The organism is Faecalibacterium sp. I2-3-92 (assembly GCF_023347315.1).
In the GTDB taxonomy this organism is placed as follows: Bacteria; Bacillota; Clostridia; order Oscillospirales; family Ruminococcaceae; genus Faecalibacterium; species Faecalibacterium duncaniae.
Window position 1 is genome coordinate 2,727,988 of record NZ_CP094470.1, and the last position, 14,911, is coordinate 2,742,898.

The 14,911-nt window shown below is 50.7% G+C and carries 15 protein-coding genes; 10 read left to right on the top strand and 5 right to left on the bottom strand.

Annotated features, from left to right (window positions below; all coding sequences use genetic code 11):
- Positions 1-149: 149 nt before the first annotated feature.
- From MTP42_RS13445 to MTP42_RS13460, 4 genes are all read right to left on the bottom strand, one after another.
- Positions 150-1,040 (bottom strand): patatin family protein, encoded by an 891-nt coding sequence (locus tag MTP42_RS13445; RefSeq protein ID WP_249257538.1) that lies wholly within the window; start codon positions 1,038-1,040, stop codon positions 150-152.
- Positions 1,041-1,211: 171 nt separating this feature from the next.
- The gene (locus MTP42_RS13450) at positions 1,212-1,457 is read right to left on the bottom strand and encodes a hypothetical protein (protein WP_005943479.1); all 246 of its coding nucleotides are present in this window, start codon (positions 1,455-1,457) and stop codon (positions 1,212-1,214) included.
- Positions 1,458-1,471: 14 nt separating this feature from the next.
- Positions 1,472-1,984, bottom strand: a complete 513-nt coding sequence (locus tag MTP42_RS13455; protein WP_005943478.1) for a hypothetical protein — start codon at positions 1,982-1,984, stop codon at positions 1,472-1,474.
- 223 nt (positions 1,985-2,207) lie between these two features.
- Positions 2,208-2,735 carry a GNAT family N-acetyltransferase gene (locus tag MTP42_RS13460; RefSeq protein WP_128118605.1) on the bottom strand — a complete coding sequence of 176 codons (528 nt, stop codon included), beginning with the start codon at positions 2,733-2,735 and terminating at the stop codon, positions 2,208-2,210.
- 560 nt (positions 2,736-3,295) lie between these two features.
- Here MTP42_RS13460 and MTP42_RS13465 point away from each other — a divergent pair.
- The 6 genes from MTP42_RS13465 to MTP42_RS13490 all read left to right on the top strand — a co-directional run bounded on the left by MTP42_RS13465 (position 3,296) and on the right by MTP42_RS13490 (position 8,266).
- Positions 3,296-4,159, top strand: a complete 864-nt coding sequence (locus tag MTP42_RS13465; RefSeq protein WP_249257539.1) for a DUF6017 domain-containing protein — start codon at positions 3,296-3,298, stop codon at positions 4,157-4,159.
- The gene (locus MTP42_RS13470; RefSeq protein WP_249257540.1) at positions 4,140-5,051 is read left to right on the top strand and encodes a ParB/RepB/Spo0J family partition protein; all 912 of its coding nucleotides are present in this window, start codon (positions 4,140-4,142) and stop codon (positions 5,049-5,051) included. Before MTP42_RS13465 ends, MTP42_RS13470 begins: the two co-directional genes overlap by 20 nt.
- Before the next feature lie 54 nt (positions 5,052-5,105).
- Entirely contained in the window at positions 5,106-5,567 is a 462-nt protein-coding gene (locus tag MTP42_RS13475) for a hypothetical protein (protein ID WP_249257541.1), read from the top strand.
- Positions 5,568-5,669: 102 nt separating this feature from the next.
- Positions 5,670-6,146, top strand: coding sequence for a PcfB family protein (locus MTP42_RS13480; RefSeq protein ID WP_249257542.1), 477 nt, complete (start codon positions 5,670-5,672; stop codon positions 6,144-6,146).
- Positions 6,143-7,909, top strand: a complete 1,767-nt coding sequence (locus MTP42_RS13485; RefSeq protein WP_249257543.1) for a VirD4-like conjugal transfer protein, CD1115 family — start codon at positions 6,143-6,145, stop codon at positions 7,907-7,909. The genes MTP42_RS13480 and MTP42_RS13485 overlap by 4 nt, the downstream gene beginning before the upstream one ends.
- 141 nt (positions 7,910-8,050) lie before the next feature.
- Positions 8,051-8,266, top strand: coding sequence for a Maff2 family mobile element protein (locus MTP42_RS13490; RefSeq protein ID WP_055186938.1), 216 nt, complete (start codon positions 8,051-8,053; stop codon positions 8,264-8,266).
- 33 nt (positions 8,267-8,299) lie between these two features.
- Here the strand turns inward: MTP42_RS13490 and MTP42_RS13495 are convergent, their stop codons facing one another.
- Complete coding sequence (locus MTP42_RS13495) at positions 8,300-9,286, bottom strand: Fic family protein (protein WP_249257544.1); 987 nt, start codon at positions 9,284-9,286, stop codon at positions 8,300-8,302.
- Positions 9,287-9,583: 297 nt separating this feature from the next.
- On the opposite strand from MTP42_RS13495, the gene MTP42_RS13500 reads away from it, so the two are divergent.
- From MTP42_RS13500 to MTP42_RS13515, 4 genes are read left to right on the top strand one after another with little or no spacing between them, the layout of a single operon-like run.
- Complete coding sequence (locus MTP42_RS13500; protein WP_249257545.1) at positions 9,584-10,450, top strand: VirB6/TrbL-like conjugal transfer protein, CD1112 family; 867 nt, start codon at positions 9,584-9,586, stop codon at positions 10,448-10,450.
- 13 nt (positions 10,451-10,463) lie between these two features.
- On the top strand, positions 10,464-10,826 hold the full coding sequence (locus tag MTP42_RS13505; protein WP_249257546.1) for a PrgI family protein: 363 nt from the start codon (positions 10,464-10,466) through the stop codon (positions 10,824-10,826).
- A complete protein-coding gene (locus MTP42_RS13510) occupies positions 10,801-13,170 on the top strand; it encodes a VirB4-like conjugal transfer ATPase, CD1110 family (RefSeq protein ID WP_249257547.1) in 2,370 nt (789 codons plus the stop codon). The genes MTP42_RS13505 and MTP42_RS13510 overlap by 26 nt, the downstream gene beginning before the upstream one ends.
- Positions 13,167-14,906, top strand: coding sequence for a C40 family peptidase (locus tag MTP42_RS13515; RefSeq protein ID WP_249257548.1), 1,740 nt, complete (start codon positions 13,167-13,169; stop codon positions 14,904-14,906). The genes MTP42_RS13510 and MTP42_RS13515 overlap by 4 nt, the downstream gene beginning before the upstream one ends.
- Positions 14,907-14,911 lie beyond the last annotated feature (5 nt).

The window sequence follows — 14,911 nt, forward strand, 5'->3', positions numbered from 1 at the left end:
CAAATTCAGCAAAAAAATCCGTTTTTTCTGTTCCAAAGCAAAAAAGCCCAGAGCGATACCGCTCCAGGCTCCTTTGTCTGTATGTACATATCATATTATAATGTCCGGGGCGGTCCGGGGCGGATATTGTCAAGGGAAGTGAACGGGTTTCATCTCCAGGTGCCCACCGATTCATCTTGTTTGGTGTTTTGCATCCACCGCACCAGTGCTTCGGCGTCCTGTTTGCCTTTGGCGTACATTTTTTCAAGGCCGGCGCGGTTCTTGGTCAAGGTGGACATTCCCTCGGTGCTGTCCGGGGCGATGATGCAGACAAGGCCCTGCCGCTCCAGCTCCCGCGCCCGCTGGACAGCCGTGTTGTACCGCCATGCCCGGCGGCGCAGCCCCTCGGCTGCAGCGGGGTAATGCGACTGCAGCAGGTGTGCCAGATGCTCGTCCAGGGCATCACTCCTCACCAGCCCGATGGGCTTGGTCAGGATGAGAGCCACCCGGTCGCAGCCGTGGGCAAAGGCCCATTCCAGCGGGACGGGGTCGGCCAGGCCGCCATCAAAATAAGGCACGCCGTCGATGACGCAGGGCTGGTCGATGACCGGGATGCAGCAGGACGCCATGAGGATGCGGTAGTCGTCCGGGTGGAGGTCTGCCTTGGCGAAATACTGCGCCTCGCCGTTCTGTGCATTGGCGGCCACCACGCATAGCTCTGCCGGGCTGCGGGCAAGCGCCGCGTAATCCAGCGGATTCTCGCCGCCTGCATTGCTGAGGGTGCCGTAGACATAGCCCAGATCGAGATAGGAGTGCTTGTGGATGAGGTTGTGCACGCTCATGTACTCCCTGCGGAAGGAGTATTCATCGTAAAAGGGCTTGTTCCGCCCATGCTGGCCTGCCAGATAGGACGCCATATTGGCGCTGCCCGCCGAAACGCCGATGCAGAGATCGAAGCGGAGGTCCTCCTCCAGGCAGCGGTCCAGCACGCCAGCGCCGTAAATGCCCCGCAGGCCGCCACCCACATCGATGACACCGTATTTCATGGTCTGTTCCTCCATCGTTTCATTCCATTTCCCTCCCAGTATAACGGGACGGCGGGAAATACTCATTGAGCAAACGGCGGGATCTGATGCAATTTGCGGCAGAAAGCAGGATCTGCCGCAAAAGAAAAGCACGAGACCGAAATCTCGTGCTTTTTTAGTGGAGCATTGTCAGCAGCAGTCGAACCTTTAGGCAGGCATATCGTTGCTGCGGTCAGAGCGCTTCAAACCGAGAAACGGAGGCACTTCGGAACGCTTCAGCCCTTGCTCGTGTGCTTTTTTCAGTTGATATTCGTGCAGGGCAATGCTGTCCAGCAGATCACGCTGATTTTGGGAAGCTGCATAGTAATCAACGCCGAACCGTTTGCAGACTGCGCTGAGTTGGTCAAGCATTTCAATAGCAGTAGGGGACATTCGTTTGACTTCAATATCCATGGGAGCACCACCTTTCAGGAAAGATACGTATTGAAGAGCGAAAGCGCCGCATTGTCGGCAAGCATCAGCATGATCGGCCCGCCGGACTGTTTGGCAAAGACCCGGATCGCGCCAAAATCCCGGATATAATGTTTTGCAAGTTCATCCGTCTTAGCTTCAAAAGTGACGACGCCGTTTTTACCGGAATCAATAGAAAGCTGGATGCCGAACGCGATCATCATACGCCCGATGCCCAGATATTTTTTCTGAATGGTCAGCGTTGGGTTGCTCTCCGGGTGGCTTTCGATGTACTCAATATAAACGAACATGCTGGATTCTGTTTCGCGGTAAGCACCCAATGCTACGATTTCGCCGTTTTCGGTTTTAGCCGTGTACTTTTCCAGTGCGGGGTCACCGATGAACTCACTTGTCCAGTCGGTCTGCCAGCTTTCTTTGGTTGCAGCAAGGTCAGCGGGAGTTGACTTGTCAACCTCAATCGGAATCCTATTGCCCGTATCGGATGCTGTGACAAAATATTGCAAAGTCATAATGCCCGCCTTCTTTCAGTTTTATTATAACGAAAGAACGATAGACTTTCAAGAAAGAAAATCGCAAAGAGAGTGAAAGTGTGAGAGTGAAAGTGTGAGAGCAAGAATCGTCCCGTGGCCACAAATTTTCAATTGTTGAAAATTCTTGCTCCCTTTGGAACAGCTTCTTGTTGGGGCGTGCGGTGCCCCAAACCCTGCTTCTGAGGTTGCGATAAACCAGGAGTTATCGAACCGCACTTGTGATTTCTTCTAATGTGTCCTGGCGAAGCCACTTTCCAAATACTTGAGAATTCTTTGACGGCAGATAACCCAAATTCGTATATCCCAGCTTCTTCAAAAGGCTCATACTTGGAATGTTCTCTCTTTCAGTAAAACAGATAAAATCCCACTGAGGATAGTGCTTGTGTAAATACTCAATTAAAGAGGACAAGGCTTCATAGGCGTAACCGCTTCGGTGAACTTTATAAGAAAATGTGTACCCTAAAGAAATTGTGCCCTCGTTAGGCATAACGACGATTTCGCCAATCATGACATCCGTTTCTCTTAATGCAACACTAATCATAGTCGGCGATGCGATATTCAGGGCATTGTCTTTATTACGCTCGATCAAAGCAACAATATCCTTATAATCTTTCGTCTGGCCTCGTTGATATTTCGAGCATCGCTCGTTATTTCGATAATCAACCATTTGAATCGCATCTTTAGGACTTACATTTCTTAGTCTGAGCCGATTTGTTTCTAAAAAGGTCATCTTCTCATCCTTTCACATTCCGGCTTATGGGCCGAGTAGCCCTTTCTCAAAACCTCCTGTAAACAAAAAACGTACCCGAACCCTTTCTCATAGAGAATCGGGTTCGAGTACGAACTGTATGGTGGGCCAGCCAGGACTTGAACCCGGGACCAAGCGGTTATGAGAACGTCGGCAATTTCAAAATCCTTTTTTTCTTGTGAAATCTTGTGACCATCTCATAATTCCACAAAAGAACCTTTGTGTACTTTGACGTAACTTTTGGTATCTTTTTGTCTCTAAAATGGCTCTTTGTACCCAGAATCGTACCCAAGAATTTTTGGGTACGAAACCTGACACGTACTGTTACCATTTTTGCCTGATCGAGAGCTAACAAAAAAGACGGAAAATCAAATAATCTTTTTTATAAGGATACACCCAATCTGGCACGAATGCAATAAGCGATTTTACATAGCACGTTTTCAACTTTCAAATTGAAGATGTGCTTTTCTTTTGCAAAAATCAGACAAGGAGGCTTTGCACATGGACACACACTCACAGTTGAAAATCCGAGGTCACACCAAATGATGCTCGACTACTTTTACGGTCAGTCGGGTGAACTGTTTTCCTACTTCCGTATCCCGAAAGCACTCTTTCAGGACAGCCGTTTCCGGCAGCTCTCCACGGATGCCCGGACATTGTACGGCATCCTGCTTGACCGCATGAGCCTGTCCGCAAAGAACGGCTGGCTGGATGAACAAGGCCGGGTGTATATCATCTACACGGTCCGGGAAGTTCAGGAATCCCTCTGCTGCGCCGAACACAAGGCGGTCAAGCTGTTCCGGGAACTGGAGCAGGCAGACCTCATTGAGCGCAAGCGGCGCGGACTGGGCAGACCCAGCTTGATCTTCGTCAAGAACTTTTCCACAGAGGTGTCAAAAATGCACCCACTGAATTGCGCAAACAGTAATTCTGGTGCTGTCCAAAATGCAGTTCAGGAGCAGCCAAAACCGCAATGTAATAAGACTGATAAGAATAAAACAGAGAGAAATAAACCTGATCCTATCCATTCAGGGAACATTCGAGAACAGCTTGAAGATTATTTTTATCAGGCGTTGGAGGTCGAACTGCTGTTCAGGCTTCACCCGGACGATGAGGACACCATCTATCAGATCGTGGATTTGCTTGTGGACACCTGTTCCACCAAACGCAAGATGTTGAGAATCGCCGGGGATGACAAACCCGCCGAAGTGGTGCGTAGTCGGTTGAAAAAGCTGAACGCAGACCACATTCGCTTTGTGCTGGGCTGTTTGTCAGAAACGACTGTCCCGGTGCGGAATATGAAGCAGTATCTGCTGGCATCGCTGTACAATGCACCCACGACCATGAGCCTTTATTATCAGAACAAAACGAACCACGACTTTGCGCGTGGCTCTCCGGGGAGGTGAAGTTATCGAAAAAGCACATCTGCAAACGGAACAGATACAGCAGCTTCCCATTGATGAACTGCACCCTTTTGTAAACCATCCATTTAAGGTGCAGGACGATGAAGCTATGGCTGAAACAGTGGAAAGCATCTCACAGCGCGGTATCCTCTCGCCGCTGATTGCTCGTCCACGGGCAGAGGGTGGGTATGAGATCATCTCCGGCCACCGCCGCCAGTATGCAGCGAAAAAGGCTGGACTGGACACTGTGCCAGTCATTGTCCGAAATATGACAGATGATGATGCTATCATTCTGCTCGTGGACAGCAATATCCAGCGCGAGAACATCCTGCCCAGCGAAAGAGCCTTTGCTTTTAAGATGAAGATGGATGCCATTAAACGGCAGGGCGCACGTTCAGATTTAACTTCGGCGCAAGTTGCACCGAAGTTGAGTTCGGAAAAAATCGGAGAAGATTCGGGAATGAGCAAAGATACCGTAAAACGCTATATCCGCTTGACGAATCTCATTCCTAAGCTGCTGGAGCTGGTGGACGATAAGAAAATCTCGTTTACCCCTGCGGTGGAATTGTCCTATCTGGATGCAAAACAGCAGTGTGATTTCATGGAAGTGATGGACACCACTCAAAATGCGCCCTCTCTTTCCCAAGCCCAGCGGATAAAAAAGCTGGCACAGCAGGGAAAGTTCAGCTACGACGCTGTTTATGACATTATGAACGAAGTTAAAAAGAGTGAACTGGACACCGTGACCATCAAAAATGAGACACTGCGCAAATACTTTCCGCGCAGTTATACGCCCCGGCAAATGGAAGAAAAAATCATTCAGCTTCTGGAAGCGTGGCAGCAGCAACGGCAGCAGGCCAAACTGAAAAAGCGCAAACAGGAAGCAGAACGATGAACGTAAGGCCCGGTTGGGTCTTTTATTTTTGCAAAAATTCAGGAGGTAACGCCCATGAACAATACGATTCCTTTCAATCCCACCGCAAACCGTACCGTTCGCACGGAACAGATCACCGTGGACGTGAACATTCTGTCTGTGCTGAAACACGCCACATCTCCCGGCAATGACATGGCAGATGACAATGTGTATCTCGCCGCCATCGGCCCGGACATGGAACTGACTGTCATCATGGAAGAAGATGCTCCCCACATCCTGCCCTGCTTCGATGAGAGTGATGAACTGATCGTCATTGAAAATGCTCCGCTCTACGTCAGCTACAACCCGGCGCAGATCATCAAACTGGCGGGCAAGCACTACCTGACAGGCGCGGTCGTTTTCTTCCGCACGGACAATCATGGAAACATCGTTTCCCTGACCGTGGAGGACATCTACCGTTTCCAGACCTATCTGGAAACCCACAGCGTCACACTCATGGCAGACGACCAGAAGCTGCCCTGCATCTGCATCGGTTGAGGTGCGCCATGTTGATTTTTTTCATCGGATTCGCATTTTTCGAGTTCGGCGCACTCTGCGGCTTCTTTGCCGCTGCGCTGATGCAGGCTGCAAGGGATGGTGATGAACGTGCAGGAAGAAGTCGAGCAGAAAACATTCAATATCGTGGTGTCCACCACGAAGCTGACCGCCCGGACGATTCTGAATGCTGGACGGACAGCACTTCAGCAGTATCAGTCAAAATTACTGGCCGATAAATCCAGCGGCAAGCAGAGCGTCCGTATGCTCCTGCGGCAGAATCGCGGCGTTTCCAGTGTTGAAATCGACAAAACCAATATTCGGGGATTTGAGCGGTATGCCAAAAAGTACGGCATCGACTACGCCATCCGCAAGGACAATTCTGAAGTGCCGCCCCGGTATCTGGTCTTTTTCAAAGCCCCGGATGCAGAAGCGTTCCATGCTGCTTTCAAGGAATATTCGGCATCGCTGCTGAACAAAACCAAGCGTCCCTCTGTGCTGGCAAAGCTGCATGAGCTGGTGCAGACCGCAGCGGAATTTCCCGGCAAAGTGCGCCGCAAGGAACAGGAGCGTGGATTGTGACCACGAAAAAGCTGACAAAACTGCTTGCTCTGTATCTGCCGTATATCCTGCTGGGGCTGGTGGCAACAAACATCGGTGAAGCATGGCGGCTGGCAGAAGACAAAGAACTGGGCGAACGCATTATGTCCATGATGGGAACTTTCCCGTTGGCCTTTGCAAACCCTCTGCCCAGCTTGCATCCACTGGATCTGCTTATTGGCCTTTCCTGCGGCGCAGGGCTACGGCTTGCCGTATATTTGCGCAGCAAAAATGCAAAGAAGTACCGTCATGGCATGGAGTACGGCTCTGCCCGGTGGGGCAACGCGAAAGACATTGAGCCGTTCATGGCACCCAAGTTTTCCGACAACATCATTCTGACCAAAACGGAACGTCTGATGATGTCCAACCGCCCGCCCGACCCCAAGAACGCCCGGAACAAAAATGTGCTGGTGGTAGGCGGCTCCGGCAGCGGCAAAACGCGATTTTGGCTGAAACCAAACCTCCTGCAATGTCACAGCTCCTATGTCGTCACTGACCCGAAAGGTACAATCGTGCTTGAATGTGGACAAGCCATGCTGAAAAACGGCTACAAGGTAAAAATCCTGAACACCATCAACTTCAAAAAGTCGATGCACTACAATCCGTTCAGCTACGTCCACAGTGAAAAGGACATTTTGAAACTGGTTACAACGCTTATGACCAACACCAAGGGTGAGGGGACTGGCGGCGACCCGTTCTGGGAAAAATCGGAACGTCTTTTGCTGACTGCGCTTATCGCCTATCTGCATTATGAAGCCCCAGTAGAGGAACAGAATTTTGCGACCTTGCTGGAAATGCTCAATACTATGCAGGTGCTGGAGGACGATGAGGAATACCAGAACCCGGTTGATCTGCTCTTTGAAGATTTGGCAAAAACAAAGCCGAACAGCTTTGCAGGGCGGCAGTACAAACTTTACAAGCTGGCCGCAGGTAAGACCGCAAAGAGCATCCTCATTTCCTGCGGCACCAGATTAGCCCCCTTCGACATCCAAGAGTTGCGGGACCTTACCATGTACGATGAACTGCAACTGGACACGCTGGGAGATAAGAAAACAGCTCTGTTCCTCATCATGTCGGACACGGATTCCACCTTTAACTTCCTCATCAGCATGGTGTACACGCAGCTTTTCAATCTGCTTTGCGATAAAGCAGATGATGTGTACGGCGGCAAACTGCCCATCCATGTGCGGTGCCTAATCGACGAGTGCGCCAACATCGGGCAGATTCCCAATCTGGAAAAGCTGGTGGCGACCATTCGCAGCCGTGAGATCTCCGCCTGCCTTGTTTTGCAGGCGAGAAGTCAGTTGAAAGCCATCTACAAGGACAATGCGGACACCATCGTGGGCAACATGGATTCTCAAATTTTTCTGGGCGGCTCCGAACCTACCACTCTGAAAGACCTGTCCGAAATACTAGGCAGAGAAACGATTGATGCCTTCAACACCTCGGACACCCGTGGCAACAGCCCCAGCTACGGCACTACGTTCCAGAAGATGGGTCACGAATTATTGAGCCGGGACGAACTGGCGGTGCTGGACGGCGGCAAGTGCATTTTGCAACTGCGTGGCGTCAGACCGTTTCTCTCGGACAAATACGACCTGACCCAGCACCCCAACTACAAGCTGACCTCCGACTATGACTCCAAAAACACCTTCGATATTGAAAAATATCTGAACCGAAAAGAAAAAATCCACCCCGGTGATGAGTTCATCGTGGTGGACGCTGATTCGCTCCCGTCTGCCTGACCCGGTAGGCGGTTTTATTTTATCCAGACCAGAGAGGTACACCGGCAAATCCACTTCTGCCGCAGTTCGTGGCTCAAAAATGTACGATTTCAGGTGTGTACGGACGGTCTACAATTTTTTCAAAATAAAGGAGAAACGATTATGGAATTCTTTAACTCTGCTATCGAAGTTCTTCAGACTCTGGTTGTCGCTCTGGGTGCCGGTCTCGGCGTTTGGGGTGCCATCAACCTGCTGGAAGGTTATGGTAACGACAACCCCGGCTCCAAGTCCCAGGGCATGAAGCAACTCATGGCTGGCGGCGGCGTTGCGCTGGTCGGCATCACCCTGATTCCTCTGCTGAGCGGTCTGTTCGGCTAAGAGCCGCAGGCGGGTCTATCCCGCCTGTACATATCATTCCGCCGCTTTATACGCCCAATAGCGTCCATTCCGCACCTTGATAAGTTTTCCTTCTTTGGTCAAGGCATTCAAGATTCGGCTTGCTGTTGCGGAAGAAACATCCAAAAAATTCTGAACATCAGAATTTTGTATCGTACTATTTGTGCGGAGAAAATCTGCGATTTTTTCCCAGCGCAGTTCTTCCTTGCTCTGCATAGAGGGCTTTTCTGCGGGCTGCTCATCAATCGCTTCTTGCAAGGCTTCTTTTATGATGCCCAGCATGAACTCAATAAAAGCTGTTCCTTCGCCCTGTGCGTTAGACTGATTGATTGCCGCATAATATTCGACCTGATGGTCGTGGATGATGGATTCTATCGGGAGCCACGCAAATAAGGGATTCCACTTTGACAGCAGCAGGGTGTGCCAAAGCCGCCCTATGCGCCCATTGCCATCTGCAAACGGATGGATCACTTCAAATTCATAATGGAACACACAGCTCTTAATTAAAAGCGGAAAGGGACTGCTTTCTGTCCACTGAACCAGTTCTTCCATCAAATAAGGAACATACTGCGGCAGTGTTCCAAAATGCAGAACATTTCCTTGGTTATCCACAACACCCACAGGCCGGGAGCGGAACTCTCCAGCTTCATGCACAAGCCCCTGCATCATTGTCCGATGCGCAAGCAGGAGGTCATCAATCGAATAGGGATTCAGCTCTGCAAGGTGGTCGTAAATTTCGTAGGCATTTTTTACCTCTGCAATGTCTTTTGGAGGTGCAAGCACACGTTTGCCGGAGAGAACGGCAGTCACCTGTTCCAGCGAGAGGGTGTTTTGCTCGATTGCCAGAGAAGAATAAATCGTTCGGATGCGGTTCTGACGGCGTAGGATCGGGCTTGTGGAAAGATTTTGAGTGGAGCTGATTTTGCCTACCAGTTCACTGATTTCCATAACGTCCGAAAGGGCTGCTTCTGTGATTTCAAATGGCGGCTTCTTGTTTCGCACGGCGTATACCTCCCTGACTGTTTCTTTTATCATATCATTTCATCTATCATTCATCAATCAAAATTTTGAAAAATGATAGATGAAAATGAGGCCATTGTTCCATACAGCGACTTGAGTAGTAGCGGATAGCTCTCTGCGGTTGGCAGTTTTATAGGATGTCCGTGTCTCAAATCGTGTTTTTATCCACCCATCAACGAAAGGCGGTGCTATTATGCAGCTTTTGACCCACATTATTTTTGTTCTGAATCTTCTCAAGACCCTCATCAACCACTTCGTCTAAAGGACGGTGACTGCTGAATGGAAACTGTTCTGAAAGCCATTGCTGACTGGATTAAGGGCATCCTGACGGCGGGCATTATGTCAAACCTGTCCGGCTTGTTTGATGCCGTGAACGAACAGGTCGGTGACATTGCACAGCAGGTCGGCACACGGCCATCGGCCTTTGAACCGCGCGTTTTTGCCATGATCGAATCGCTTTCCCGGAATGTGGTTCTGCCGATTGCGGGTGTTATCCTGACTTTTATCGCCTGTTATGAACTAATCGAGATGATAACTCAGCACAACAACATGGCGCAGTTCGAGCCAGCCCTCATCATGCGGTGGATTTTTAAGACCGCTGTTTCAGTATGGTTCATCTCCAACACGTTCGATATTGTGATGGCAGTATTCGACCTGACACAGAAGGTTGTATCCGATTCCAGCGGCATTATTGCAGGAAACACCCGTGTCAACGAGATCGGCCTGTCCATGCTGGAAGCCAGCCTGATGCAAATGGATGTCGGCCCGCTGTTTGGTCTGTTCCTGCAATCGTTCTTCATCGGCATCACCATGAGGATACTCTCCATCGTCATTTTTGTCATCGTGTACGGACGTATGATTGAGATTTACTGCATGGTGAGCCTTGCGCCGATTCCCATGGCGACATGGGGCAATCATGAGCAGAGCCACATGGGAATGAACTATTTGAAATGCCTATTTGCTCTGGGATTTCAAGGCTTCCTCATTCTCATCTGCGTTGCCATCTATGCCGTGCTGATACAGAATGTGGCGATTTCCGGCGATGCCATCGGCTCCATCTGGAGCATTGTTGGTTACACCGTCCTGCTCTGTTTCAGCTTGTTCAAAACCAGCTCAGTCACGAAAAGTGTGCTGGGCGCACATTAAGGGGGTGTAAATTTTGGCCGCATATATTTCCGTTCCGCGTGACCTTACGAAAGTCAAATCGAAGGTCGCATTCAATCTGACAAAGCGGCAACTTGTCTGCTTCGGAACGGCGGCACTGATCGGAGTGCCGCTGTTTTTCGTTCTCCGAGATTCTGGCGGCAACACCGTCGCTACCCTCGGCATGATGGCCATTATGCTGCCTGCTTTCTTTCTTGGTATGTACGAGAAAAACGGTCAGCCGCTGGAAAAGTTGCTGTCACACTATGTTCAGGCGCGGTTCTTGCGCCAGAAGATTCGACCGTATCAGACCAACAACTACTATGCACTGCTTATGAAAGGAGGCGTGACCCATGCCGTTTTGGAAAAAGATCGATAAAGGCGGCAAGAAAAAGCCGCCGAAGCCCGCGGTTCCCCGGACAGCACAGCAGTCCATCCCCATGCAGCGGATGTTTGAGGATGGAACTTGCAGGGTGAAGCCGAATTATTACACCCGGACGGTTGCCTATCAGGACATCAACTATCAGCTGGCGCAACAGGAGGATAAGACTGCGATTTTCGAGGAATGGTGCAGTTTTCTGAACTTCTTTGACAGCTCTATCAAGTTTGAACTGTCCTTTGTGAATATGGCAACGGACAGTTCGGAGTTTGAGAAAAGCATCCGCATCCCGTATCAGAAAGATGGCTTTGACGATGTTCGTGCGGAGTATTCGCAGATGCTGCGCCAGCAGCTTGCCAAAGGCAATAATGGTCTGACAAAGACCAAATTTATTACCTTTGGCGTTGAGGGCGAGAGTATGCGTCAGGTCAAGGCGCGGCTCGACCACATCCAGAACGACCTGTTGAACAATTTTCACAGGCTGGGCGTACAGGCCAAGCCGCTGAACGGTGCAGAGCGGCTCAAGCTCATGCACGATATGTTCAACATGGATGGTTCCAGCAAATTTCATTTTGACTGGAAAGACCTTGTGAAAAGCGGCCTTTCGGTGAAAGATGCCATTGCGCCCACGGCTTTTGCTTTCAAAAACTCCCGAACCTTCCAGATGGGCGGCATCTACTGCGCCGCCAGTTTTCTGAGCATTACAGCATCCGACATCAGCGACCAGCTTCTGAAAGATTTCCTCGACATGGATTCCTCGCAAATCGTCACAATGCACATTCAGTCCGTTGACCAGAACCGTGCAATCAAAACGGTCAAGCGCACCATCACCGAACTTGATAGAAGTAAGATTGAGGAACAGAAGCGCGCAATCCGTGCTGGATATGATATTGACATCATTCCGTCAGATTTGGCAACGTATGGCCGTGACGCAAAAGCTCTTTTGAAGGAATTGCAGTCTCAGAACGAAAGAATGTTTTTGGTGACATTCCTCGTTCTAAACACCGGGCGCACCGAGCAGGAACTGGAAAACAACGTTTTTCAGGCCAGCTCTATTGCACAGAAGCATAACTGCAATCTGTGTAGGCTGGACTATCAGCAGGAACAGGGGCTTATGTCCTCTCTGCCGCTGGCGGACTGCCAAATCGAGATTCAGCGCGGACTGACCACCAGTTCCACCGCAATCTTCATCCCTTTCACCACGCAGGAACTTTACCAGTCCGGCAAAGAAAGTCTGTATTATGGCCTGAACGCCCTTTCCAATAATTTGATTATGGTTGACAGAAAGAAGTTGAAAAATCCAAACGGCCTTATTCTCGGTACTCCCGGCTCTGGCAAAAGTTTCTCGGCAAAGCGCGAAATCGCTAACGCCTTTCTGGTTACAGACGATGATATTATCGTGAATGACCCCGAAGGCGAATACTCTCCGCTGGTGAACCGCCTGAAAGGTCAGGTCATTAAAATCTCGCCCAACAGCACCCAGTTCATCAACCCGATGGACATTAACGCCAACTATTCGGAGGAAGATAACCCGCTGTCCTTGAAAGCCGACTTTATTCTTTCCCTGTGCGAACTGGTGGTCGGCGGCAAGGAAGGTCTGCTCCCGGTGGAAAAAACGGTCATTGACCGCTGTGTGCATCTAATCTACCGCAAATATTTTGCTGACCCCCGCCCGGAGAATATGCCGATTTTGGAGGACTTGTACAATGCGCTGCTCCAGCAGGACGAGAAAGAAGCTCATCATGTTGCCACGGCGTTGGAAATCTATGTCAAGGGCAGTCTGAATCTGTTCAACCATCGCACCAACGTGAACGTCAACAACAGAATCGTCTGCTACGACATTAAGGAACTCGGCAAGCAGATGAAAAAGCTCGGTATGCTCATCGTGCAGGATCAAGTCTGGGGGCGTGTCACTGCCAACCGCAGCAGCGGAAAGTCCACCCGATATTATATGGACGAGATGCACTTGCTGCTGAAAGAGGAGCAGACCGCCGCCTATTCCGTGGAGATTTGGAAGCGTTTCCGCAAGTGGGGCGGTATCCCGACTGGATTAACGCAGAACGTCAAGGACTTGCTTTCTTCGCGTGAGGTCGAAAATATTTTTGAGAACTCGGACATGATCATCATGCTGAATCAGGCTGCTGGCGACCGTCAAATTCTTGCAAAGCAGTTGAACATCAGCCCTCACCAGCTTTCCTATGTGACCCACTCCGGCGAGGGCGAAGGGTTGCTTTTCTTCGGCAACGTCATTCTGCCCTTCGTTGACCGTTTCCCCACTGATCTGGAACTCTACCGCATTATGACCACCAAATTGGGAGAGGTATCGGAGGGTGCGCAGAAATGAGCAGTCCGAAACTGAACTTCAAAGAGGAAACATCCGCTAAAAAGACCCGTTCTCCCCCGAAGAAAGCGAGGGTCGAGCAATCCACACCTAAAAAGAAAAAGCTGAAACTCGATGCGGATAAGGCGGCAGAAAAAGCCCAGCATCTGCGGTTTGGAAAAGCGGAACTGACCCCGGATGAGTTAAGCCGTTTGAGCAAGGCGCAGAAGCGCGAGATGTACGCCGCCCATGCCGCCCAGTCTGCGGCACACCGGGAAATCGACCAATATGAGGAAGATAATGTCGGTGTGCAGGCGTTGAACGAGGGGGAAAAAGCCGCCGAAACCATCCACGATGTTGCCAAAAGCCGCTATGCCCGGAAGCTGAAAAAGAAAGCGAAAATGCAGGGCAAGAAAGGCTCCAAGACCGCAAAATCTTCTGCACAAGAGCCGAACGCACCACAAAATGCAGGAGATTCCGGCACAAGCGAGGGCGGTTCCAACTGGCTCTCCCGATGGAAACAGCGACAGGAAATCCACAAAAGTTACTATGCCGCTGCCCGGTCGGGCGGCACAGCGGCGCAGACTGCTGGCGGCAAAAAAGCCGCATCCAGCGGTGCATCTGCGGCACGGTCTGGTGTAGAACAGGTGGTAGACAAGGGCAAAAGTGTAGTCAGTACGGCAGTAAACGGCCTTATGACTGCGGCAAAAAGCAACGCACACGTTCTGGTGATCGTGGGCGTTTTTGTTTTGCTCATTCTCATGGTGATGTCCGGCTTTTCGTCCTGCGGCATCCTCTTTTCGGGCGGCACACAGGTGTCCGGGCAGACCATCTACACCGCCGAGGACAGGGATATTCGCGGCGCAGAGCAGGACTACAAGAAGCTGGAAAAGGAACTGGACAAGAAAATCAAGCGCACCCCGCAAGACCATCCCGGCTATGATGAATACCAGTACCATCTTGACCCCATCGAGCATGACCCGTGGCAGCTCACTTCGTTTCTGACTACCCTGTACGATGATTACACCCGGTCAGAGGTACAGGGAAAATTGCAGGAAATCTTCAAAAAGCAGTACAAGCTCACCACATGGGTAGAGGTACAGATACGGTATAAGACTGTGTGGGTCATCAGTCCGGGGGGTATTCCTGTTCCTACGCAAGTGCCGTATGAGTACAAGATTTTCCACACGAAGCTGGAAAATCGCGGTCTGGAGGTCGTTATCCGAGAGGAATTGGATGATGACCAATGGAAACGGTACGAGATTTTTCAGAACACACTGGGCGGTCGGCCTTACTTGTTCAACGGCGGACTGCCGCCCGGTGGTTCGGATGGCTCCGGCGCACCCGGCATCGACTACACCGTTCCAGCAGAAGCCTTAACGGACAGCGAGTTTGCGGCTATCTACGAGGAAGCCAAGAAATATGTCGGTACACCCTATGTCTGGGGCGGCAGTTCGCCCGAAACGGGCTTTGACTGCTCCGGCTACGTCTGCTGGGTCTACAACCAGAACGGCTATGACGTAGGGCGCACTACCGCCAATGGTCTATGGAATAAGTGCCAGCACATTTCTGAAGCAGAAGCCAAACCCGGTGATTTGGTCTTTTTCAAAGGAACGTACGACACCCCCGGCATGAGCCATACCGGGATTTATCTCGGCAACGGTATGATGGTCAGTGCCGGCGACCCCATCAAGTATGCAAATATCCACTCGTCCTACTGGGAGAAGCATCTCGCAGGATTTGGGCGGCTTTCAAAATGATTGGA